We start from the raw sequence: 23,264 nt of genomic DNA, 5'->3' as shown, positions 1-23,264 counted from the left end.
GTCTTTTAAAATGTATAATGTAATAGAAGGAAATTTAAGCGCTGCGGGATTCAAATTCGGCATTGCCGTATCCCGATTTAATGAATTTATAAATTCTAAACTTTTGGACGGTGCGATAGATTATCTGACACGTTCCGGCGCCAACGAATCGGATATAACAGTGGTTAAAGTTCCGGGTGCATTTGAGCTTCCCATGGCAATTAAAATAATGGCGGAAACAAAAAAATACGACGGAATTATATGCTTAGGTACTTTAATAAGAGGAGAAACAAATCATTTTGACCTATTGTCGCAGCAGGTTGCCAAAATGGTTTCAGAGCTGGCAGTTAACTCTAATACGCCGGTCAGCTACGGCATTATTACTTCGGAATCGATAGAACAGGCAATATCAAGAGCGGGCACTAAAATGGGCAATAAAGGTTTCGATGCGGCGATGTCCATTGTTGAAATGGTTACGTTATTTGCAAAACTTAAAAAATAATATATTTAAGTTTAATTTAAAATCTTTCAAATATAAATAATATCTTAATAATGACAAAAAGAAGAATGGCAAGAGAACTTGCAGTGCAATTTTTATATGAAGCGGACGGCGGAATTGATTCTACCGAATTTAGACTTAACGCTTTTTTTATGAATTTTGCCTCTGAAAGTCTCATTTATAACGGTTTTATAAGCTCTGCGAGCGAATTATATACAAAAAAAGAATCTTTGGAGATATTTGATTTTTTTAAAGACATTGCAGCCGGAACTTTAAATAATCTTGACAAAATTGATTTTTTAATCCAAAAAGTATCAAAAAATTGGTCTATCGATAGGATGTCAAGAATAGACAGAAACATTTTGAGGCAATCTATGTTTGAAATATTGTTTCATTCAGAAATTCCAAAAAATGTCACTATTAATGAGGCTATTGAAATAGCAAAAAAATTCGGTAATGCAGATTCTCCGTTTTTTATCAACGGTGTTCTTGATGCGGCGGTTCAAAATATAAATTTATAAATATAATTTAATTATTTATACTAAAAATTAAAAATTTTTACAAAGCGCCGTAATAAATAATAAGTTAAAATTATTTAAATTTAAATTACAGGAGAAAATTAAAATGGAGATGGACTCGATAAATACTTTAGACATAAGGGGTTTATGCTGAGGACCTCCTGTTCTGGCGGTCGTCGGAAAACTAAAAGCATTAAAACCTGAAGCAACGCTTATGGTAATATCTGATAAGGAGTCTATGCTTAACGACATACCGTCCGTATGTTCGTTAGTAGGTACTAAACTTTTGAATACAATTAAGTTTAACGGTCTTTATATGTTTTTTATCCGGAATAAAAAATGGACGTCGGTATAGCTTGATTGATATTGATCTATTGATCAGGTTCTAAAAATATACCTTGATATATACCTTGATATTCAATAACGAAAGCGTCGGCTCAGTTCGCTTGATATTAATCTAAGTTAAACTAATTTAAAATTAAATTTAAATTATACAATAGAATATTTAAAATAAGTTTAAAATAACATGAGAAAAAAAAATCGCGCTTTTGATGAAATGAGAGAAATAACGATAATTCCGGACTACATGAAATATGCCGAAGGTTCATGTATGATAAAATGCGGCGATACCCATGTAATATGCACCGCAAGCGTTGAGAATAAAGTTCCTCCTTTTTTAAAGGATAAAAGGCAAGGCTGGATTACGGCGGAGTATTCAATGCTTCCGCGTTCAACGCAGACCCGAATGCAGAGAGATTCTTCAAAGGGTAAAATTAACGGAAGAGCCCAAGAAATTCAAAGACTTATCGGAAGAACTCTGCGAACGGTAGCTAATTTCTCGGATTTTCCGGATATTACGCTCCTGCTCGACTGCGATGTCATAAGCGCCGACGGCGGAACAAGAACCGCTTCTATCACAGGCGCGTATATAGCGGCGCATTTGGCTTTTCTAAAATTATTAAAACAGAACAGGATTGAAAAGATGCCGTTTTACGATTCTGTTGCTGCTATAAGCCTTGGAATTGTAAATAGCGAAATTTTACTTGACCTTGATTATTCAGAAGATTCCAACGCAGAACTTGATTTTAATTTTGTAATGACAGGAAGCGGAAAATTAATCGAAATTCAGGGGTGCGCAGAAAAAACTCCAATAGATTTTGAACTTATCAATAAATTCGGCGCTATCGCCAAAAAAGCTATTTCGCAGCTGACGGAAATGCAGCTGAATATTATAAACTCTTACTAAAATTATGCCCTATTAATTATTTAATTTATTTTATAAAAAAACAACTAAATTATAATACATAATAATGGATAAAATTAAATTAAATAATATTATTGATCTGTTTGAAAAAAATTACGGCGAACTGAAACCTTTTTTAAATTACGGTAATGCCTTTCAGCTTCTTATAGCCGTGATTCTATCTGCGCAATGCACCGATAAACGGGTTAATATAATAACCGGAGAATTATTTAAGTTATATAAAAAGCCCTCCGATCTTGCCGATGTTCCCCTTGAAATATTTGAAGAGCAGATTAAAACATGCGGCATGTACCATACTAAAGCCAAAAATATAATTAACACTTCAGAAATATTGAAAAATAAGTTTAATGACGATGTTCCTTCCGATTTTGATACATTAGTGGATTTACCGGGCATAGGCAGGAAATCTGCCAATGTTATTCTTGGTACATTTTACGGACAGAACAGATTTCCGGTCGACACCCATGTTTTCAGAGTGGCAAACCGCATAGGTCTCGCTAATTCTACAAATGTTGAAAATACAGAAAGAGATTTAACAAACCTTATTAAACCTGAACTGTGGATGAAAATGCACAGATGGCTAGTAAATCACGGCAGAATTTACTGCATTGCCAGAAATCCAAAATGTCCGCAATGTTTTATAAATCTATACTGTCAATATTATCAAAACAATAAAAATTAATAATCGGCGCTTCCGCATATTGACTAACTGCTATATACTTTTGCAGACTTATATGTGATTTTTATCATTTTTACCTGCTTTAATATCGTATATAATGATATATGTTAAATTTTATTTAATATATATATGATTGGCTGATTTAATTGCAAACTAATTTATTAACTTTATGCGAGGTGTAATAATCTATGAGTCCTGCAATACGATATTTTACCGTTGCGTCTCTGCTGTATTTTGTTTTTGGAGCGCTATTAGGTTTTATAATGGCAATTTATCCGCCTTCTGTAAGCTATCTTCTTTTAAGCCATGTGCATTTTCTTTTATTAGGTTTTATAGCAATGATGATATATTCCGTCGGCTATCACGTATTGCCCAGATTCAGCGGATTTAAACTTTACAGCGACAGATTAATAATTATACAATTTTATTTGGCTAATATAGGACTTTTGGGCATGGCGCTAATCTGGATAATATCAAGCGACAATCCCGGATGCAGTTTAATAACACAGCTGTTTTTTTCTATTTTTGCATTTCTTGAATTTACCGCTGTATGTATTTTTGTATTTAATAATATTATGACATTATCGGGAAAAGCGGGCAGGATAATGTAAATGTTATGTTTCTGATGTTCTGTATAAATACATAACATAATAATATATGTTCCTGACAGATAAAAAGAATATAAAGAATATATATAAACATGCGATTTAAATCCGATAACTAAAAATGCCGTATAATTTCATATTTAATATATAAAGTTATACGGCATAAATAGTTTATATAAGTCTTATATCATTAACAACAATCTTAATATTATAATTATTCGATACAATTATTATAATAAATTTGAAATTTCTCTTCCGACGACCGTCTTTAATGCCGGCTCTGCAGAACTGAATCTCAGATTAATTGCACTGGCTGTTGCAACAACCCTGTCTCTGTAAATTGCCCAATTTTTAACGCCTGCATTGTAGGTAGTAGTCGTATTTCCCAATCCTTCAGACGTTGCCGTTCCGTTAGTCGTATATGACCCCTTCTGTCTTTGTTCCAACTGGATATCAACAACCATCATGTATTTTTTATGCTGAAACATAGCACCGATAATACCGCCCGCTAATGCTCCAAGTCCGCCTCCGACTAACGTAGAACCTGTAGAGCCGTATCTTGAACCTATCAACGCTCCTCCGAAACCTCCTGCCAGTGCGCCTGCCGCTGTGTAAGCATGAGTTTCTTTGCCGAGATATAATACATTTGACATAAGCATAAAATAAGCATCCTGAGGATTATTTGTAATCCTGTATCCTCTTGCAATTAATGCCTGTTCTAAGACAGCTTTAAAATTCAGTCCCGTTGCAGAACTTGTATTTGTAGCTCTTACATAAACTATCTTTTCGCTCGGCGGGACAGGCTGAAGAAAAATAGATGAACTCATTTTTGTCTGCAGGTTCATATTGCCTGCGCTCATACCGCTTGTTGACGTGGTTGAACTGGTAGTGCCGCTCATTGACGCGCAACCGGAAAATGCTAAAACAGGTACTGCTAAAAATAATAATAGAGCGATTATCCTGAAATATTTATTTCCGGATAACAAACTTTTTTTCGAATTACCGGTAAGATTAGGTGATTTTCCCATCATAATTCCTCTTAAAATTAACATTAAATTAATAAACAAAATGGCTATAAAAAAATAACTATAAAAAATTATAATAAATAAATCCGTACTGCATAATAAAAATTACAAAAAAAATGATATTCTATTTTTTTTAAAAATAAATGCTTCAGTTTTATAATTTTATAATCAAACAGCAAGGCAGGAAACGCATAATAAACATCTTTTAAACAAAAAATAAATATTACCAATATTTAATAATACGTATTTTATTATATAACTATAAAAAAACGAAGTCAAGCATCGCTCTCGTATATTTTTGGTTTATTTAACCTATTAATATTATACATAAATATTAATAATTCAAGGATAAAAAAGCCTATTACAAAATATTTGCCGTACGAAAAAATTAAATTATAACTAAAATCCAATATTTTAATTTTATAATATACGGAATCTTTGATTTTGAACATTATTGAAAATGCCAGAAACATCCCGAAAGTAAAATTTCTTGCCCATTGATTTGTTGAATACGTTAAGATACCTTTATCGACGCCGTAATATTGAATTCTTTTAACCATAAATACTATCTCATAAATTTCTACTATAATAAACAATATCAGAGCCGCTATCCAGATTAACCCATTAATATTACTGCTGAATCCGGCAATAACGCAGGCAAGACCAAATGTAGATACCGCACCGTGTACTATAACATTGCCGACTTTCCAATTATCAATAATTTTATATTTATATTTAATATAATTTCTTATTATCATGTATAATCCGGCAATATAAAATAATGAAGACAAAATCAGGAGAATATTGTCCGTGCTTCCTCTGAAAAATTTTCCCAGAAGCAGACTCCCGTCTATAACTACATAACTTGTAGCTACCGATATTAAAAGAATGACGCCGTTTAAATTATACATAAGAATTTTTTTAGAATAATTTTCCTGCCATATCGCCTTATAGTTTTTTACAGAAATAAACAAATACAACGAATAGATAACAAAGCCGGCAAAAAATAAAATGTAAGCTAATATTAATATATTGCCGAGTTCTTTGATAATTGACAGGGTAACGGTGAAAAAAGCAATCACGTAGGTCCCGGTTGCAAAGGTATGTATTTCGTCTGTGAAATGATGGCTTAAATAATATTTTTTTGAACGAAGTTCGTTTAAATTGCTTAAAACAATAATAATTAATATAGAAATCAATAAATAAACCGCATACGGTCCTATTAACCGTTTTAAAAAATAATCCTGCTGAAAAGCCCCGTTTATCATGATACCGAAGGCGACGGCTATAGCGCCTGAAAAGGTAGGAATATATATATTGTTTTTAACAATAATGATTGAGATAATAATCGTTAAAACAGCTACAATAATTATAAAAAGAAATTGTCCGCTAATCATAATTTGTTAATTATATCACAGGATTTAGAACTATATATAAAAAAAGCTAAAACTATTTCAAATCGAGGAACTTATGCAGCTGCAGTCCTATTTTTACATTTAGTCTGTCAGATAAAATCTTTTCGGCTAGAATATGCGATGAAAATTGATTTTCAGCGACATCGACGGCACTGAAGATTATTTTTTCAGTTTTAATGATTTTCCTGTTTATATTTATGAAATTCTTGGCAAATTCATAATCAGCGATGTTTCCTATAATAAATTTTAATTCGTCGTTTTTATTGATATAATTTAGATTTTCAACATTGTTATAATCTGCATATCCGCTTGACGGACATTTTATATCCATTATTTTAATGACTTCATCCGGAATACTTTTAAGACTGAGCGTGCCGTTTGTTTCAACAAGCACGGTATATTTTAAATTTAAAAATCTTTTCATTAATTCATAAACGCCTTCCTGTATTAACGGTTCTCCGCCAGTTATTTCCGCTAATTTTACATTTTCGCCGTATTTTATTATTTCGGTTATAATATCGCTTATATGCATTAGTTTTGCGTTTGTATCCGTTAACGCTTCTTTTGTGTCACAATACGGACATCTTATATTGCATCCTGCCAGTCTTACAAAAAAACAGGGGGAACCCGCAAATGAAGATTCTCCCTGAATACTGTAAAAAATATCGTTTACTTTTAAAATAAATTCATCATTATTTTTTATTTTGCTCATTAACTAAATATAATATCTATTTAAATAATATATTGCAATGCCATTTTATGCTACATAAATAAAATATTATATAACTCAATTATAAATCAATATTGACTTATATTTTTAGATAAAAAACTTATTATCAATATTTCAGCCTAATTTATAACAATAAAGATATAGGTTGTTAAAATATAGGAAATATAGACAAAATTTATTAATTTTAATTATTTTTACGGCTGCAGATACGCATAACCTTCGTTTTCTTTCTGTACAATATAAAATATTGCACCCGGATAAACAATATGCACAAATTTAAAAATTTGCGTTTTTTTTACATGCATTCCTAACATTGTTTGATGGCATGCTACTAATTTCACGCCATAGCTGGCAATGCTCTGAAGTAATGGGTAATATTTTTTGTCAGATTTCATAAAAAGTTTAAGGGCAGGACCGTAAGCTACCACAAGAATTTTATAATTAATAAAATGCGTGTCTGAAATTCTAACGTTGTTTGAAATATTATTCAATAATAAAGTCCAATACTTTGGATTTTGAGGAACCTGATAAAGTTCTTTTAACTTATGATGTTTAAAATATTTCAACGCATTTATGTCTTTAGCTCTTGCATATGAATTTTGTATGAATATAAAAGTTAAAAAAATGGTGAAGAGCGTATAAACAAATATACTTAATATATTTTTCATAATTTTCTCCTGGTATAATGTTCACTACTATCATTTAGCTATAAAAGCCAATATCGAACGATATAGCAGCATGCAATATTTTATGGATAATTTTTTATTTATTTGATTTAATTTTACTATCAATCTAATTACAGTATGCAAATAATAATCACAAGTTAGGCAATTTTATTCAGTAATAAACCGCTTCGATGATAGATGGTATTTAAATATATTTGATGCATTGTATTAACCGGCAGTAGGCGATTTGCGATATATAACTTGTTCCGTTTGGGTTGATTGAATAATTTTATGATTTCTGATATATTCCGCAATAACATCGCATGCTTTAAATTTAGTTAACCCTTTATCACCTGAGTTCATATTTTGCATTTTTCCGCCTGTCGAGACAGCCCAGTATTTTTTATTCAAATTTAATGGTTTTCCGTTAATCTCCCAACTTTTAATTCTCTTATTAAATGATTCGTTTATATGTATATGAAATTTTGAATTAGAGACACGAGTAGCATCTCCGCCCATCTGTAAATAAGCATCTTTCGCAAAAACATCGCTAAGAACACTTAATTGCGACAATAATAACTGTTTTCCAGTAAGAAGGGTTTTGTAAACCTCAGGATAAGTTGTTCCATATTCGCCATAAACATTTTCCATAGTAATATCGGAACCAGGGAGCAAAGTCTCCCCCCAACGCCAGCCGGGGGCAAAAAATAATGGGGTATCAAATTTTTCAATAAATGCCTGCTCTGCAACGTTATCAACCGTACTGATAAATGTTGCACGTCTATATAATAAACTTTCCGTCGTCCCTAGCTTCTCATTTAATATATTGTTATATGGTTTAAATTCGTCTTCTATGATCTGCGCAATTTTAGGATCTGGCTTAATCCAATTTGATACAATAGGTATAAGCTTATGATCATAAGCCGTAATTTTTTTATTTGAAACATTTAAATCTAATCTCCCAATAAATTTTCCATGAGTTCCTGCCTGAACTATTATAGTATTGTTTATAATTTCAGGTGCTGGAAGAATATCATGGGTATGACCTCCCACAATTACATCTATACCCTTAATTAAAGCTGCAAATTTTCTATCAACTTCTAGTCCGTTATGCGAAAGTACAACTACAATATCAACTTTTTCAGTATTTTTTAATTGATCTACCATTTTTTGGGCATGGTGTGTATCTATGCCAAATGACCACCCTTCGACAAAATGAGCTGGATGCGCAAGCGGAACATATGGGAATGCCTGTCCGATTATACCCACTCTTAGCCCATTAACTTCCTTTATAATATATGGTTTAAAAATTAAATTTCCCCATGTTGCATTTTTTACATTCTGTGCAATAAAAGGGAAATTTAAATTTTTTATATTTTCTAGCAATTGTTCCTTCCCGTAAGTAAATTCCCAATGCCCGGTCATTGCGTCATAACCCATCGCATTTTGAACCGTGTAGACAGCCTTTCCTTTTGTCAAAAGAGCAATACCGGTTCCTTGCCATGAATCGCCCGTATCAAGCAATATAGTTTTGCCATATCTTTCATCCCTAATTTTATTGATTACCGTGCTCATATGAGCATATCCGCCCATAGGTCCATATTCCTTCGATAGGTTATTAAAATTTTTGTAAGAACAAAAATATCCCATAGCCGACTTTGGGTTTATATCATAATATAGACAGAAAGAATCTCCTACTAAATGACCGGGTCTGCCGTTCATGATTTTAGGACCTATATTTACTGACGGTTCCCTATACAATACCGGTTTTAAATGCGCATGAGAATCTGAATTCCAAATGATAGTAAGATTGCCTACAGGCTTGTACTTAAGGAGATTTACCGGATTAATCGCTAAATAGCCTGTAAGGAGTGCGGTTTTTTTTAAAAAATCTCTTCTTGTAACAGTATTTTTCATGGCTTTTTATATCTCCATTAATAATAAATTGAATTAAAATGAAATAGAACGGAAAATTTTATTATTTTATCTTAAAAAAATTCATGCAACTATGATTAGGAATTTAATTATTTATAATCTACGCACCAATCCATATAATATTCGTAATATATATATTGCATCTTGTCTATTTTGTATATTTCATGTAGGACATCAATCCACATAACATTCACAAAATATATATATTACCTGATGTTAATAAATTTTTTAAAAACCATCTTTGACTGAATTTATAATGCTCACCATCTGACGACTTACTTTTAAAGCCGTTTTTTTCATCATATTGGTATTATTTTTAAAAAATTTAAGCGCAAAAGATGGTAAAAATCCTATAATAACTACATATTTTCCTTGTTTATATACGGCAACTCTGCATGGCATAAAAGCAGCATAATTTTTATTGCCGTTAAGAATATCGTATGCATAAGATAAATTACAAAACTCAATGACATCTAATTTTGATATTTTTTTTCCTATGCCTTGTATACCTTGCGAAATAGGATTTACCGAAACTATAGCATAATTATCATTTATTATGGATTGCTTTAAATCGAAAACAACATTTTTAAACTTTTTTTTGATTTTTAATGTATAAAATGCTTTATCATTTTTGCTTAAAGCAAAAACATTGTTGACTGAACCTCCGTAATAAATAATTGCAAATAAAAATAAAACAATAAATTTTTTCATTGAATCCCCGCAATTGTAATATAGTTAATAAACATTTATCAGAACAGTTTTTTTATACACATTGCCTTCGTTGTCATGCATTACAAAATCTAACGGTGCACTTTTTTCAGCCTTTACATAAAATGCTAAGAACGGATTTGCCGCAATTCCTATGCCATAATTACATGTTGTTATCAATTTTTTATCATAAAATATATTAACTTTATTAATTATCCATTCGGGAATAATTTTACCTGTTTTAGGATTTTTCACAAGTCCTGTGTTCATAGGATGTTCTGTTAAAGTTAAAACTTTAAAATTTTTTCCTTTTTTTACTTTTCTAGGTACCCTTATCATTATTGTTCCAATCTTCATTTCTGATCCCCTCATTTTATTAAAACTACATAATTTTAATTAACTAATTTAAACTTTTTTTGATTATTTTACGTTTCTTAAAATAGAATCAACATCCTCCTACAGTCACTTTAACAAGTTTCCTTGCGCCATAAACTTCATTATTGGAATATTCTGCCAGAACTTGAACATATGACTCCTGCATTAATTTTATTCTGGTAGAAATATACGCCTTACCGTTAAATGGCGTCAAGTCAAATGAACCCAACAATAGATGCGGATTATTTAAATCGCATATATAAAAAGTTTTTAAATATAGACTGTCGGTTTGCAGTTTTTTAGTTTCCATTTTTATCGGCACCATAGCTCCGTCCTGCGCAATTAATGGAAGACTTATTTTTGGAATCAGCAATTTTTCTTCAGCAGTCGGATTGGCAATCCACTTTACTTCTTTTCCATTAATGGTTTTAACATAATTTGTTTTCATTTTAGCTGGCTTAAGTGAAATATTTTTCGCAAAAGAATCCATTGGAACATTCAATATTGAACTTGCTCCTATAGTCAAAGCAGTTGTTAAAATTGTTTTCTTTATAAAATCTCTTCTCGTTACTTTATTTGTATTGAATGCTTTCTCCTCGCCGTCATCGGCAAACTGTCTAGTATTTTTGCTCATGTTATTGTCATCTCCTTAATTTTAAAATTATTTTTTATTAGTCAAAAATCGTATATATAAAAAACTTGATTAAATCATGTGCGTTTTGTGTAAAGTATTGTCATTCTTTTAAACTCGATTTAAAACTTTCAATAATATATTAAATAAATTAAAAATTCCATACAATGGCAGTACCCACTGCAGCTATATTTTTATGCGTCGCGGTATCTAAGCATGCAGTTGAAGCATTAGTTACGCAGCCGGACGAATAATTACCCGGACCATAAAATGTTTCAAGCCCTCTTCCTGTAAACATATAAGACGCCCAAGCTTTCCAGAAAAAACCTTTTTTAATAACATGCACAAAATCGAGGTCAAATTCTGTTCCTATGTTACTTCCGCCAAAAAGAGGAACATATTTGCCGTTTACATGTATATTTGATTTTACCCAGTTAGCCTGTATCACAGCTTCAGTTAAATTATTTTTATCAGGTAAAAACTCTCTGAATAAAATCTCTTCAATTCTTTTGTTTTCCAGATTGGAAGACAACGGCGCACCATACATATAACTATTTCCGGGAGCGAGTATCTGTATCATCTGCCAGTTAGAAGTTATAAGATTGCCAAATAAAGTAGGCTGATTTTGAACCCTTGAATAATCGGACATATCATATGAACCTGCCTCTACCGGAGCACCAAGCCCAAATTTAAATCCTATCATAAGAGGCATCTTTTTAATGCTCGTTAATGTTGAACCTTTAGCATAAATATCGTATGAATTAATAGTGTCATAAGCATTATTGCCTGCCGGTTCAACCAGCAAAGGAGCAGTCAGCGGAGAATTTGGGTTAGCTCCCCCCCACTGGGTCCATAAATAATGATCAGCGGAGCGACTATTGAGCAGTCCATTAGACAAAGCAGCCGACGTCGGCATAGCTTTACCTCTGAGATAATCAAATTCAATCGCAAACTTATTTTTGCCGTTTTCATACCATAACGAACCGCCTGCCAAAGTAATGTTGAGAGTAGGCCAAAAATTATTGTCGTTAGTATATGAACCAAATGTTTGAAAATAAACAGAATTTGGCACATTATACAACGGAGCCTGAAATTGATTGAGATGTGCCTCTGAAAGCCATGCGCTAAAAACTGTATGCTTTACGGGTTTTTTTGTTATAAATTGAATCACAGGGATTGTTCCCATTTGCACATGGGTATAGCCCATGGCAGCGGTCGGATAAAACCCTTCCGTTGTTCCGGCAAGTCCTTGCAATGTGTTGCAAGGATTAAGTTTATTTGAAGAATAGCAATATGTCCCTGCAGCTGCCATCGATGTTATCATAGTACCTGCGGTTATATTGAAATTTCCGACATTAAAATTATCAAATATACCATCAACATCGGTTCTTATAGCAACTCCGAGACCAAAATGCAAAAATGTCCTGCCAAATATAATATGTCTAAAATATTGATTGGGCAATCTTAAATTAATATAAACTTCTCTAATACCAAATGTATCAAAATCATTATTAAAACCGACCGGCACAGGATTTTGAGCCAGCGTTTGGAATCCCGGAGGAATTCCGCCATAATAATTTGCTATACCGTTATAATCGCTTGAAAGTGCAAACTGGGTATATAAACTTATAAGTTTTTTATATTTGATTAATGTATTAATTCTTAACATTTGGGCAAATTCTTGAAATGAATTGTTATTCGGATATCCTGAAACATTTTGAAATCCTTGCCCTTGATTCTCGGCATAAAAAGCCGCGCCTATATACCTGCCTCCAAGCATAAAACTAAGACCGTTATGCGATTTAGTTTGCTGTTTTTTAAGCTTATTTGCAGACACAGTAACAGGATTGTACAAACATACTAAAAAATAAAATATTGCAGCACCAATATAGATTAATTTCAATCGCATCCTCTCCTCCTGTGAATTTTATGCGAAAATAATTAAACAAGTATACAATGATAAATTTTTTTTAATAATAAATAAAATTTATCGCAGTTATAGTTATATACTGCAAAATATATATAGCAAATACTATGCCATAATAAGATTATTCATATTTTCTGATTTATATTGACTATTAATTGTTTTTAGGATAATTAATTGTCCGTATAAGAACAATATAGTGCAAAAAAAGACTTTTGTGATACTAATCGGCACGACTTTATTTATTAAAAATTAAAATCAAATTTAATTTGCGACAACATTTAAATTTAAGATTTAAAATAATCTATCGTTTATTGAAAAGGTCGTATTTTTTCATTTTAGTTCTTAGTTGTTTTCGGGATATACCGATAGAAGCAGCTGTTTTTGTCTGATTATAATTATATTTCTCAAGTACCTTAATTATAAGTTCTTTTTCTACCGTATCCAAATTTAAATCGTAATCTAAATTATTATTGGAAGGCATAAGAATAGACGAGACTTCACTTGTTTTTTTTAAATAATTTGGTAAATTATCTACTTCAATTGTATCGAAAGGGGTAATAATAACAGCTCTCTCAATTATATTTTCAAGTTCTCTTATATTTCCTGGAAAACTATATTGCATTAATTTTTCTTCAACATCTTTTGATATGCTAACTATATTCTTTTTGTTTTCTGCATTAAATCTTTTTATAAAATAATAAACGAGCGGCATAATATCGTCTTTCCGTTCCCTAAGCGGGGGGACCTTTACATGAAATACATTTATCCTATAAAATAAGTCTTCTCTGAATTTATTCTGCAATACGGCACTTTCTATGTTAATATTTGTTGCACTGATAATTCTTGCGGTCAGTTTTATGACAGAATTAGAACCTATCATTGAAAATTCACGCTCCTGCAATATTCTTAATAATTTTGATTGGACAAACAATGGCATTTCTCCAATTTCATCTAAAAACAATGTTCCGTTAGATGCAAGTTCGAATTTTCCTTTTTGTGTGTTTATGGCGTTTGTAAATGATCCCTTTGCATGACCGAAAAGTTCATTTTCTATTAAACTATCAGGGTATGCGTTAATATTAATTCCGACAAAAGGTCCTTTCCTGCCTGATATTTCATGAATAATTTTTGCTATTAATTCCTTGCCCGTTCCTGTTTCGCCCGTTATTAGAATATTTGAAGGAGCCTTCGCAATCATCCCTATTTCTTTAATTAAATCTTCCATAATTTTAGATTGATAAATTAACTTAGTGTCAAACTGCGGTTTATTTTCGTTGTAGTAGTTTTCTTTTTTGCTCAGCAAAATGTTTATATTATTGATTAAGCCGTCCATATCTATCGGTTTACTTATGAAATCATCGGCTCCTATTTTGATTGCCTTAACGGCATCGTCAATAAAACCGTTTGCCGTAATCATTATGAATATAATATCTTTATTAATCTTTCTTACAAGACTCAAGAAATCTAATCCGTTCATCCCTGTTAATATTAAATCGCAAAGTATCACATCATAGTTATTGCTGTCCAACTTTGTAAGTGCAACCTCTGCGCTAATGGCCGCATCAACATTAAAACCGTTTTGTTCAAGATTTGAACCGACAGTTTTTAAAATATTTTTCTCGTCGTCAATTAAAAGTATTCTGCTCATAATATAAAATTAACTTAAAGTATAATAAAGTAAAATATTATAAAATTATCCGCCTTGGGAGTATAACTGTAAAAACAGTAAATCCGTCTATTCTTTCAGCTTTAATTAATCCTTTATGCAAAAGTACAATCCTTGAAGATATAGCAAGCCCTAAACCGGTTCCGCTTTTTTTAGTTGTAAAAAAGGGCTTAAATACGTTATTTATATTCAAAATTTTTATACCTTCTCCATTATCCGATATGCTTATTGATATTTTATCTTTTTTATATGCCGGAGAACTTATTATTTTTATTACAGGGTCGTTTATATTGCTAACTGCATCCATTGCGTTAATAAGCAAATTAATAATAACCTGCTTTAATAATTCCCTGTCGCCTTTTATTAATCCGATAGAATTATCTAATTGTTTTATAATTTTTATATTGACGTTTTTTATTTCATAATTTAATATCTGAAGTGATTCGTTTATTATATAATTCAAGTTAATATCGGCTAATTTTGGTTCTCTTTGTTTTGCAAAATTCATAAAACCTACCGTCATATTATTAAGCCTTTTTAGTTCTTCTTCAATAATATTAATAAATTCTATCAAATTTTTATCTTTAGCATGAAGATTATTTTTTATATATTTATTACTGGAGTTAATCACATAAGCTGCATTTTTAATTTCATGTGCTACCATACTGGACATTTCTCCCATCTGTGCCATACAATTTAATTCCTCCCTTTCTTTACTAATTAAATCTATTTTGTCAATATATCCTTTTATATTTTTAATCATAGAATTAAAAATATCAGCTAAACTTCCAATTTCATCTTTAGAACTAGGTTGTATATGAACTGAATAATCTCCATTGGATACTTTCATCATGTTGCTTTTAAGTAATAGAAGAGGTTCTATGATTTTAGATATTATAAAATAAAATATAACAAGACCTATGCATATAAAAATAAAACTTATAAGATAAAACCTTGCCGCAACCCAAAAAACCCTTAGTCTTATTAGCTGCAATTCTTTTTTAATATTAAATTGTATATAAACTTTTCCTATGATTTTATTATCGTGTTTTATTAAATCTGGAGGAATATTTTTTATTAATTTTTCATTATATAAGCCAAAATAAAGCTGATGTTTTATGCCTATCTTATTGTTTTTTAATACGCTGATATATAGATAGTTAATATAACTATTCTTATGAACTTCATAAAGAATATTTTTTATAGATTCAATATCTTTATGTAATAATGAAAATTTTAATTGCGATACGCACATATTTTTACGTGCATTATTTCTTAAAGAATTTCTATAAACAAGCGTAGCATAAATTGTGTACAGCGCAATAGAGTTAACGGTAATCATTATAAAAAATAAGACGACAAAAGATGAAAAAAGAAGTTTTGTTCTTAAGCTAATATCGTTTATAAATTTCAACATATTTTATGTTATGTTATGTATAAACATAACTGTTAATTAATGATTATATAAATATTCCATTATCATATTTTATAAATTCCGATTTGTTTATTTAATGCCATTGACAACTGAGACAATTCTGACGAAGATGCGCCAACCAGTTTCCCTGTATTTAAGCTTTTTGCTTGCTCAAGCATAATAGATTCAGACGAGTCGGATATTTCTTCTAAAATACTTGATTGTTCTTCTGTTGCAGCCGCGATTCTTGTAATCATATCGGTAACCATATCAATCAAAGATTTTATTTCATCTATTGAGTTTCCTGCAAGATTTGCTGCGTCCACCCCATTTGATACTTTATTTCGTCCAGCTTCTATTGATTTAACGGCTTTTGCAACATCATTCTGCAACGTAACTATCATGTTTGTAATTTCTTTTGTTGCTTTCGTTGTTCTTTCGGCTAATTTTCTTACCTCATCTGCTACAACTGCAAATCCTCTTCCTTGTTCTCCGGCTCTAGCCGCTTCAATTGCTGCATTAAGTGCAAGAAGATTAGTTTGGTCGGCAATTTCATCAATAACAACCGTTATTTCTCCAATTTTTTCAGATGACACTCCGAGATCTTTTATTGCACCGTTTATAACTATTACTTCATTATCTATATGCTTCATTTCAGAAATAACATTTTTAACTAAATCAGTTCCTTTTCCTGTTTCTTCCTGAGTATTTTTAACAATAGTATTAGCCAATGAAATATTTTTTGCAATCTCAACCACCGCTGAACTTATCTGTTTTATAGAATCAATAATTGCGATAGTTTTTGTTTTCATAATATTTATATTATTATCAAGTTCTCTGGACGAATCTGATAATCCTTTACCATGAGTTGAAAGATTTGATGAAGTTTTTTTAATACTTTTGACATTCACTATTAAAGATTCTATTAATGTATTTACATGCATTATTAGAGCTCCAATCTCATTTTTTGGATTCATGATAAGATTTATTTTCTGCGTTAAATCCCCTTGCGCTATATCTTTTATTTTTTTTATTACTATTTCAAGTTTATCAACGAAAGATTTCTTAAAATATACACTGGTTAAAAATAGAACTATCAACAGAAAAAATGGAATTATTATAAAACTTAAATACAAAACTTTTATTTTATCCGCAACTTTTTTAGTTATCACCGCACCTATATCTTCTACGCTTTTAATAGTTGGGTTCATCATCTTTTTTATATATAATGGAGAATAAATTAAACCGTAGCGGGACGGATTACTTGTAATTTTAAAAAGGACTTTTCTATGAGACAACAATTCTCTCCTTAACATTTTTAATTTTAAATTTATTTTTTTATTTTTATACCTTCTTAGTAATGATTTTTTTATTCCAAAAATAGAAATAAATTTTTCTTTTTTAAATCCGTCAACATACCCATTGAGAGAAAGCATATTCTCTTTTTGAATTTCTTTTGTATTTCTTATAATTTTTTTTATCTTCAAGTTGATTGCATTACGATTAAACGGTTTATTCCTTAATTTTGCTATTTCTTCTTTATATTTTTCTATATGTTCTAAGCTTATTATGTTTAAAACATTCCTTTGGATTTTTACTAAAGAAATGGAGGTAAGACTTATTGCTTCTTGATTATAAGAAGCGCTCCTTAAAAAATAAACATACCGCAGAATGAAGAAAAAAATAATTGAAATAATTAAAAAAATAATAATCGAGCCAAAATATAAACGGGATTTCAATGTAATAAGCATTCGTCTCCTTATAAATAAAATTAATTATTTTTATTTATTAATTAAAATTTTAATAGATATTCAGGAACTGCAAATGCAATGATTTAACTTTAATGTTTTTAATAATTATAAATTAGTAATTAATATTAACATATCCTTGGCTTTTTAATTTAAATATATAAAAAACGGCACCCGGATAAGCGATTTTTACAAATTTGAACAGATGCGATTTTTTTATACCCAATGTTTTCATAGTCAAATGGCATGTGACAAATTTAACGCCGTATGTGTGGAAACTCTGAATAGTGGGATAATTTTTTTTATTATACTTATTCATAAAAAATTTAATTCCTCCGGGACCGTAACCAACTACAATAATCTTATATCTAAAAAAATATCTATTAGAATAAATAATTGCGTTGCTTATATCGGATAAAAGCAACGGCCACTTTTTAGGATTCTGCGACACCACATATAATTCTTTTAGCGTCTTATGTTGAAAATAAGAAACCGTGTTTATTTTTTGATTGGTTGAAGAAAATGCATTTTTACTATAAATTGATATAACAGAAAAAGAAATTAATAACAACAATATAAATTTTAAAAATATATACATATAAAAAACCTCTAATTATAATTGTATATTTTGATTATATTATAAAATACTAATACTATTAATGCATTTTTTTAGATGGAATAATTTTTATTCTGTAGCCGTTAGACAAGTAATATAAGTAAAAATATAGATATTTTATGATATTAGAATCTTTGTTAGGTCTAAAGCCGTTTTCTCCATAAACAATACAATGCGCCAATTGATCTTTTAGTGTGTAAATTTTATTGTTTTTCCATTTAGGAAAAAATCTAGCAATACCTTTTATGGCTTTTATAGTTATTTTACCTTTTTTTATATTCTTATCTAATAAATGGCATGTTGCACAAGATTTGCCATTTACACCATAAGGTTTAAAAAAATACGCTTTACCTGTTTTTATTGCTTCGCTTAGTGTTTTTGGAGATTTAACAGCAAAAGAAATTTTAACGAAACATAAGCTAACTGCCATAGATATTAATATATACAGTAAAAACAGATTCTTAATTTTACAATAACTTATTATTTTCCCCATTTACTTTATCTCCTTATAGTATTTACGCAACGATTCTATTTTATATTTTTTCTTTGCTATCCATCTGGCAACTAAAACAAAATCATCTTCATTCCAATAACCCGGCAGAGTAAAAATTTTTTTTAACCCTGAACTGTAAAAAATTGCCGTCGGTGTCCCCATAACATTAAGTTTTATAGACAATAGCTTTTTACTATAATGTTTTCCATTAAAAAATTTTACCGTTTTATTTCCTTCAATATTAATTTTAACCGGATAAAAATATTTATTGATAATTTTTATTACTTTTCCCCTATAAAATACTTTTTTTTCCATCTGAATACAATAATCGCAATAGGGCGCATAAAATTCTAAAAAAAATGGTTTTTTGACTTTATTATTTGAAAAAACAGCCTTTTTAAAACTTATCCATTTAATTTTTTGAAATTTTGACTTATTTTGAGCATATACGTTTTGTATGGCTAAAAAGTTAAAAGCCATAATTAATAATATTAAAATTTTCATTTTGTTTTTTATTAAAAATCAGATTTTTTTATCTTAATATTTTATAAAAATATTTAATAAGGTATTACTTTTTTATATAATAGCAAATATAATGCCAAATATAAAAATAATGCATTATTTTTATAAGTATCTATAATAATTTAATTTAAAAACAATTTCTCAAATTAAATTACATTAATTAAACTAAATAGTACGATTAGGCACAATATATAGTGTCCCAAAATGGACAATAGCTTTGTTTTATTATTTTAAAATTGAATATAAAATATAACTGAATTGCATGGAAATAGATAATTATAATTCGGTTTGTGCTATTCATTAATTTTATAATTTTTAAATATAAAAAATAATGCAATATGGTATATTAATTGCATTATTTATAATTCATATATGCAAATGCTAATATAAAATTTTAAAAAAGACTAAATTTAATATTTATGCTAATAAAATAGCCTATTATTTTTCCAGCTTAAATATAATCATTAATTATATTTAATTTTTTTTAATTTCAGAAATGTTATTATCATTAATAATTAACAGAATAATGAGATTTATTGTTTTTTTATTTTAATGTGTTATAATTTAAAGATATAAGAGAAAGAGGAGGTAAAATGTTTGGAATAGGCACTCCCGAAATTATAATTATTATTGTGGTTGCTTTGCTGGTATTCGGACCTAAACGATTGCCGGATATCGGAAAGTCTCTGGGGAAAGGTTTGAGGGAATTTAAAAAGGCTACTTCAGAATTTAAAGACCAGATGAATAATCCGATGGATGACAAAACAGACGGTAAAAATGACATCGCAGAAGCGCATGACGATAAACAATTAGCTAATAAAAAAAATATTAATCCTCTAGAGAATCCTTTATCCTCCGCAAAAATTAAATATAGCCGCGTGACGGCAAAAAAAACTGCTAAAACTTCTTCCGTAAAAAGAAAACAACCTGCGGAATTAAAAACCATTAAACCAAAAAAGGCAGCTTCGTCAAGTCATTCGAATACGGCGGAAGTAAAAAAACGGCGGTCTGCCGGAACCAAGCCGACAACGAGCAAAAAGGTTAAAAAAGATACGGAAATATTACAGCCTAAATAAAACAACACATATAAACAGCAAATACAACATATCGCAGATAATAGAATAGATGGGTTTAAAACTGTAGAAATTTTTTTATCCAAAAATAATTAGGAGCGCTAATACCTCTCTGGTTTGGGTGTCTTGCGTTAAAATAACCCACCCCAAAATTAATGAAACTCGCTAACGTATGTATTATAATGTTAAATATTTAAATATCCAGATTAGAGACATTTAAGGCATTGTCTTCAATAAATTTTCTTCTAGGTTCTACCTTATCCCCCATAAGTATATCAAACATCCCGTCAGCTTCTATAAGGTCATTAATATTGATTTGTTTCAGCATCCTTGATTCTTTGTTCATTGTAGTTTGCCATAGCTGGTCGGGATTCATTTCGCCAAGACCTTTATATCTCTGAATATGTATATTATTCGGTGTTTTTGATTTAATTAGATTATAAAATTCATTATAATTTTTTACCGTGATTGTTTCTTTCGCATCAGATTTGCTTTCTGCTATACATGAAATATTTAGAAAATTAATACTGTTAATCTCGTTTTTTAATTTAAACACGGTTTTATAATCTGCTGAATTTAAAAAATCCTTATCTATATAAAAATTCGGCTGTTGGGAATTTTTAGAAACAAATAAAATTTTTATAAAATCTTCATAATTATCATCGTTTGCTATTTTCATACTATATAAAAACTCGTTAGCAAAACTTTTTAGCTTACTTAAAACGATATTATTTTTTATAGCGTTTTCATTGCTTAAATCATTGTCGGCTTCTGTTTCTATATCGTTTTTGTTTTTGTTAAAATCACCGTTCCCGAAAATAACCGACTTTGATAAGTCTGAAACATTAAAATTATTTTCAACTAAATAACTTATAATTTCTTTACTGTAATTTAATTTATTTATTTTATTTATTATATTTTTGTATTTTTTAATATTTAAAATTATATTTTTAATTTCATCCTTGCTTAATATTTTAATATCTTTTTCATTTTCATCGTTTTTATAATAAACATTGATATAATTAAGCGATTCTTCGTTAAGATATGCTTCTAACGAATCGTCATCCCTGAGATATATTTCTGAATTTCCTTTTTTTACGCCGTACAGCGGCGGTAGGGCAATATAAAGATAACCGTTTTCTATAATCTCTTTCATATATCTGTAAAAAAATGTTAATAGTAATGCTCTGATATGCGAACCGTCAACGTCGGCATCCGTCATAATTATTATTTTATGATATCTTAATTTATTTATATCGAAAACTCTGTCGTTATTTTTAGGATTTTCTGAATTATTGGATGATTTTTGATTTGGTGATGCCGTGGTAATTCCTCCTCCAAGAGCGGTAATTAATATTTTAATTTCATCGCTGTTGAGAATTTTATCTAATCTTGCCTTTTCAACGTTTAAAATTTTACCTTTTAACGGCAGAATTGCCTGATATTTTCTGTCCCTTCCCTGTTTTGCGCTGCCTCCGGCTGAATCGCCTTCAACTATATATATTTCACAATGCTGAGGGTCTTTTTCCTGACAGTCGGCTAATTTTCCGGGTAACGATGAATAATCAAGGAGATTTTTACGTCTGACAAGGTCCCTCGCCTTTTTTGCCGCTTCCCTCGCTCTTGCCGCTTCTAACGATTTTTCTACAATTTTTTTACCGACTGACGGGTTTTCGTCTAAAAATTCTGTCAGTCTTTCATTAACTAAAGATTCAATAATACCTTTAATATCGCTGTTTCCCAATTTAGTCTTGGTCTGTCCTTCAAATTGCGGGTTTGGCATTTTAACGCTTATTACCGCAACTAAACCTTCCCTTGCGTCATCGCCGCTTATCTGTATTTGCTGTTTTTTATCCTTTGCGTTTATAACGTTAGAAGCATAATAATTATTAATAACCCTTGTGAGTGCTGATTTAAAACCGATAAGATGCGTTCCGCCTTCTTTTGTATTAATATTATTAACATACGAATATATTTGTTCTGCATATCCGTCGTTATACTGAAGACCTATGTCAACAATAACATCATTTTTCTGAGCAGATATTACGACAGGTTCTTTAAAAATAACATTTTTATTTTGGTCTATATATTCTATAAAAGATTTTATACCGCCGTCATATTTAAAATCATGGGATTTAGAATTTATTTCATCAACAATATTTATATGAAGACCGGCATTTAAAAAAGCCAGTTCTCTCAACCTATTAGATAAAATATCAAAATCAAATTTTACGCTTTCCATAATAGTTTCATCAGGAAAGAATGTAATAACTGTACCTCTCTTATTTGTTTTCTCGTACTTAGTTAAATCATTTAATGGAACACCTTTACTGTAATTTTGCCTGTAAACGTATCCGTCTTTATAAATTTCAAGGTCAAGCTGTTTTGATAACGCGTTTACTACCGAAATTCCGACGCCGTGCAATCCTCCCGATACCTTGTATGTTTTATTGTCAAATTTTCCGCCTGCATGAAGCACGGTCAAAACTACCTGAGCTGCCGATATTCCCTCGGTCTCATGTATATCTACCGGAATACCTCTGCCGTCGTCTGCCACCGTAACGCTTCCGTCAATATTCATTTTGACATAAATATTTTTGCAATATCCGGCTAACGCTTCGTCTATACTGTTATCTACTACTTCATAAACAAGATGATGCAGTCCTTCAATACCGGTTGAGCCGATATACATAGAAGGTCTTTTTCTGACCGCTTCTAAGCCTTCCAATACTTTAATATTAGAAGCATTATAGCTATCGTTTAAATTTTCCATATAT

At 30.2% G+C, this 23,264-nt stretch carries 22 protein-coding genes; 6 read left to right on the top strand and 16 right to left on the bottom strand.

Going from position 1 to position 23,264, the window contains the following annotated elements; genetic code table 11:
• The first annotated feature begins 10 nt into the window (after positions 1–10).
• The 5 genes from EVJ46_03000 to EVJ46_02980 all read left to right on the top strand — a co-directional run bounded on the left by EVJ46_03000 (position 11) and on the right by EVJ46_02980 (position 3,550).
• Positions 11–481 (top strand): 6,7-dimethyl-8-ribityllumazine synthase, encoded by a 471-nt coding sequence (locus EVJ46_03000; GenBank protein RZD17214.1) that lies wholly within the window; start codon positions 11–13, stop codon positions 479–481.
• A 50-nt stretch (positions 482–531) separates the two neighbouring features.
• The gene (gene nusB / locus EVJ46_02995) at positions 532–999 is read left to right on the top strand and encodes a transcription antitermination factor NusB (GenBank protein ID RZD17213.1); all 468 of its coding nucleotides are present in this window, start codon (positions 532–534) and stop codon (positions 997–999) included.
• A gap of 523 nt (positions 1,000–1,522) precedes the next feature.
• Positions 1,523–2,242 (top strand): ribonuclease PH, encoded by a 720-nt coding sequence (locus tag EVJ46_02990; protein RZD17212.1) that lies wholly within the window; start codon positions 1,523–1,525, stop codon positions 2,240–2,242.
• Between the two features lie 64 nt (positions 2,243–2,306).
• Positions 2,307–2,942, top strand: a complete 636-nt coding sequence (gene nth, locus EVJ46_02985) for an endonuclease III (GenBank protein RZD17211.1) — start codon at positions 2,307–2,309, stop codon at positions 2,940–2,942.
• 185 nt (positions 2,943–3,127) lie between these two features.
• Positions 3,128–3,550 carry a hypothetical protein gene (locus EVJ46_02980; protein ID RZD17210.1) on the top strand — a complete coding sequence of 141 codons (423 nt, stop codon included), beginning with the start codon at positions 3,128–3,130 and terminating at the stop codon, positions 3,548–3,550.
• 224 nt (positions 3,551–3,774) lie between these two features.
• Here EVJ46_02980 and EVJ46_02975 read toward each other — a convergent pair whose 3' ends face one another.
• The 15 genes from EVJ46_02975 to EVJ46_02905 all read right to left on the bottom strand — a co-directional run bounded on the left by EVJ46_02975 (position 3,775) and on the right by EVJ46_02905 (position 19,396).
• Positions 3,775–4,572 (bottom strand): conjugal transfer protein TraT, encoded by a 798-nt coding sequence (locus EVJ46_02975; protein ID RZD17452.1) that lies wholly within the window; start codon positions 4,570–4,572, stop codon positions 3,775–3,777.
• A gap of 272 nt (positions 4,573–4,844) precedes the next feature.
• Positions 4,845–5,966, bottom strand: coding sequence for a hypothetical protein (locus EVJ46_02970; protein RZD17209.1), 1,122 nt, complete (start codon positions 5,964–5,966; stop codon positions 4,845–4,847).
• 52 nt (positions 5,967–6,018) lie between these two features.
• Positions 6,019–6,696, bottom strand: a complete 678-nt coding sequence (locus tag EVJ46_02965; GenBank protein ID RZD17208.1) for a radical SAM protein — start codon at positions 6,694–6,696, stop codon at positions 6,019–6,021.
• A 212-nt stretch (positions 6,697–6,908) separates the two neighbouring features.
• Positions 6,909–7,382, bottom strand: coding sequence for a hypothetical protein (locus tag EVJ46_02960; protein RZD17207.1), 474 nt, complete (start codon positions 7,380–7,382; stop codon positions 6,909–6,911).
• Between the two features lie 225 nt (positions 7,383–7,607).
• Positions 7,608–9,296, bottom strand: a complete 1,689-nt coding sequence (gene soxB, locus EVJ46_02955; GenBank protein ID RZD17206.1) for a thiosulfohydrolase SoxB — start codon at positions 9,294–9,296, stop codon at positions 7,608–7,610.
• Between the two features lie 246 nt (positions 9,297–9,542).
• Complete coding sequence (locus tag EVJ46_02950; GenBank protein RZD17205.1) at positions 9,543–10,025, bottom strand: DUF302 domain-containing protein; 483 nt, start codon at positions 10,023–10,025, stop codon at positions 9,543–9,545.
• Positions 10,026–10,049: 24 nt separating this feature from the next.
• Positions 10,050–10,394, bottom strand: a complete 345-nt coding sequence (gene soxZ, locus EVJ46_02945; protein RZD17204.1) for a thiosulfate oxidation carrier complex protein SoxZ — start codon at positions 10,392–10,394, stop codon at positions 10,050–10,052.
• Between the two features lie 73 nt (positions 10,395–10,467).
• Complete coding sequence (locus EVJ46_02940) at positions 10,468–11,031, bottom strand: hypothetical protein (protein ID RZD17203.1); 564 nt, start codon at positions 11,029–11,031, stop codon at positions 10,468–10,470.
• 148 nt (positions 11,032–11,179) lie between these two features.
• A complete protein-coding gene (locus tag EVJ46_02935) occupies positions 11,180–12,937 on the bottom strand; it encodes a hypothetical protein (protein RZD17202.1) in 1,758 nt (585 codons plus the stop codon).
• A 319-nt stretch (positions 12,938–13,256) separates the two neighbouring features.
• Positions 13,257–14,603: a sigma-54-dependent Fis family transcriptional regulator gene (locus tag EVJ46_02930; GenBank protein RZD17201.1), complete on the bottom strand. Its 1,347-nt coding sequence runs from the start codon at positions 14,601–14,603 to the stop codon at positions 13,257–13,259.
• A 37-nt stretch (positions 14,604–14,640) separates the two neighbouring features.
• The gene (locus EVJ46_02925) at positions 14,641–16,038 is read right to left on the bottom strand and encodes a sensor histidine kinase (GenBank protein RZD17200.1); all 1,398 of its coding nucleotides are present in this window, start codon (positions 16,036–16,038) and stop codon (positions 14,641–14,643) included.
• Positions 16,039–16,100: 62 nt separating this feature from the next.
• Positions 16,101–17,786 carry a methyl-accepting chemotaxis protein gene (locus tag EVJ46_02920; protein ID RZD17199.1) on the bottom strand — a complete coding sequence of 562 codons (1,686 nt, stop codon included), beginning with the start codon at positions 17,784–17,786 and terminating at the stop codon, positions 16,101–16,103.
• A 112-nt stretch (positions 17,787–17,898) separates the two neighbouring features.
• A complete protein-coding gene (locus EVJ46_02915; GenBank protein RZD17198.1) occupies positions 17,899–18,381 on the bottom strand; it encodes a hypothetical protein in 483 nt (160 codons plus the stop codon).
• 58 nt (positions 18,382–18,439) lie between these two features.
• The gene (locus tag EVJ46_02910) at positions 18,440–18,892 is read right to left on the bottom strand and encodes a hypothetical protein (protein ID RZD17197.1); all 453 of its coding nucleotides are present in this window, start codon (positions 18,890–18,892) and stop codon (positions 18,440–18,442) included.
• On the bottom strand, positions 18,893–19,396 hold the full coding sequence (locus EVJ46_02905; GenBank protein RZD17196.1) for a DUF255 domain-containing protein: 504 nt from the start codon (positions 19,394–19,396) through the stop codon (positions 18,893–18,895).
• A 611-nt stretch (positions 19,397–20,007) separates the two neighbouring features.
• On the opposite strand from EVJ46_02905, the gene EVJ46_02900 reads away from it, so the two are divergent.
• Positions 20,008–20,490, top strand: coding sequence for a TatA/E family twin arginine-targeting protein translocase (locus tag EVJ46_02900; protein RZD17195.1), 483 nt, complete (start codon positions 20,008–20,010; stop codon positions 20,488–20,490).
• Positions 20,491–20,680: 190 nt separating this feature from the next.
• Here EVJ46_02900 and gyrB read toward each other — a convergent pair whose 3' ends face one another.
• Positions 20,681–23,260: a DNA topoisomerase (ATP-hydrolyzing) subunit B gene (gyrB, locus tag EVJ46_02895; GenBank protein RZD17194.1), complete on the bottom strand. Its 2,580-nt coding sequence runs from the start codon at positions 23,258–23,260 to the stop codon at positions 20,681–20,683.
• Positions 23,261–23,264 lie beyond the last annotated feature (4 nt).

Origin of the sequence: Candidatus Acididesulfobacter guangdongensis (assembly GCA_004195045.1) — a bacterium.
In the GTDB taxonomy this organism is placed as follows: Bacteria; SZUA-79; SZUA-79; order Acidulodesulfobacterales; family Acidulodesulfobacteraceae; genus Acididesulfobacter; species Acididesulfobacter guangdongensis.
The sequence above is the reverse complement of the archived record's forward strand: the minus strand, read 5'-3'. Positions and strand labels throughout refer to the sequence as shown.

Bases quoted from the DNA above. Each gene is read 5' to 3' on its own strand.
- EVJ46_03000 (RZD17214.1), top strand. From the start codon at position 11: ATGTATAATGTAATAGAAGGAAATTTAAGCGCTGCGGGATTCAAATTC.
- nusB (RZD17213.1), top strand. From the start codon at position 532: ATGACAAAAAGAAGAATGGCAAGAGAACTTGCAGTGCAATTTTTATAT.
- EVJ46_02990 (RZD17212.1), top strand. From the start codon at position 1,523: ATGAGAAAAAAAAATCGCGCTTTTGATGAAATGAGAGAAATAACGATA.
- nth (RZD17211.1), top strand. From the start codon at position 2,307: ATGGATAAAATTAAATTAAATAATATTATTGATCTGTTTGAAAAAAAT.
- EVJ46_02980 (RZD17210.1), top strand. From the start codon at position 3,128: ATGAGTCCTGCAATACGATATTTTACCGTTGCGTCTCTGCTGTATTTT.
- EVJ46_02975 (RZD17452.1), bottom strand. From the start codon at position 4,572: ATGGGAAAATCACCTAATCTTACCGGTAATTCGAAAAAAAGTTTGTTA.
- EVJ46_02970 (RZD17209.1), bottom strand. From the start codon at position 5,966: ATGATTAGCGGACAATTTCTTTTTATAATTATTGTAGCTGTTTTAACG.
- EVJ46_02965 (RZD17208.1), bottom strand. From the start codon at position 6,696: ATGAGCAAAATAAAAAATAATGATGAATTTATTTTAAAAGTAAACGAT.
- EVJ46_02960 (RZD17207.1), bottom strand. From the start codon at position 7,382: ATGAAAAATATATTAAGTATATTTGTTTATACGCTCTTCACCATTTTT.
- soxB (RZD17206.1), bottom strand. From the start codon at position 9,296: ATGAAAAATACTGTTACAAGAAGAGATTTTTTAAAAAAAACCGCACTC.
- EVJ46_02950 (RZD17205.1), bottom strand. From the start codon at position 10,025: ATGAAAAAATTTATTGTTTTATTTTTATTTGCAATTATTTATTACGGA.
- soxZ (RZD17204.1), bottom strand. From the start codon at position 10,394: ATGAGGGGATCAGAAATGAAGATTGGAACAATAATGATAAGGGTACCT.
- EVJ46_02940 (RZD17203.1), bottom strand. From the start codon at position 11,031: ATGAGCAAAAATACTAGACAGTTTGCCGATGACGGCGAGGAGAAAGCA.
- EVJ46_02935 (RZD17202.1), bottom strand. From the start codon at position 12,937: ATGCGATTGAAATTAATCTATATTGGTGCTGCAATATTTTATTTTTTA.
- EVJ46_02930 (RZD17201.1), bottom strand. From the start codon at position 14,603: ATGAGCAGAATACTTTTAATTGACGACGAGAAAAATATTTTAAAAACT.
- EVJ46_02925 (RZD17200.1), bottom strand. From the start codon at position 16,038: ATGTTGAAATTTATAAACGATATTAGCTTAAGAACAAAACTTCTTTTT.
- EVJ46_02920 (RZD17199.1), bottom strand. From the start codon at position 17,786: ATGCTTATTACATTGAAATCCCGTTTATATTTTGGCTCGATTATTATT.
- EVJ46_02915 (RZD17198.1), bottom strand. From the start codon at position 18,381: ATGTATATATTTTTAAAATTTATATTGTTGTTATTAATTTCTTTTTCT.
- EVJ46_02910 (RZD17197.1), bottom strand. From the start codon at position 18,892: ATGGGGAAAATAATAAGTTATTGTAAAATTAAGAATCTGTTTTTACTG.
- EVJ46_02905 (RZD17196.1), bottom strand. From the start codon at position 19,396: ATGAAAATTTTAATATTATTAATTATGGCTTTTAACTTTTTAGCCATA.
- EVJ46_02900 (RZD17195.1), top strand. From the start codon at position 20,008: ATGTTTGGAATAGGCACTCCCGAAATTATAATTATTATTGTGGTTGCT.
- gyrB (RZD17194.1), bottom strand. From the start codon at position 23,260: ATGGAAAATTTAAACGATAGCTATAATGCTTCTAATATTAAAGTATTG.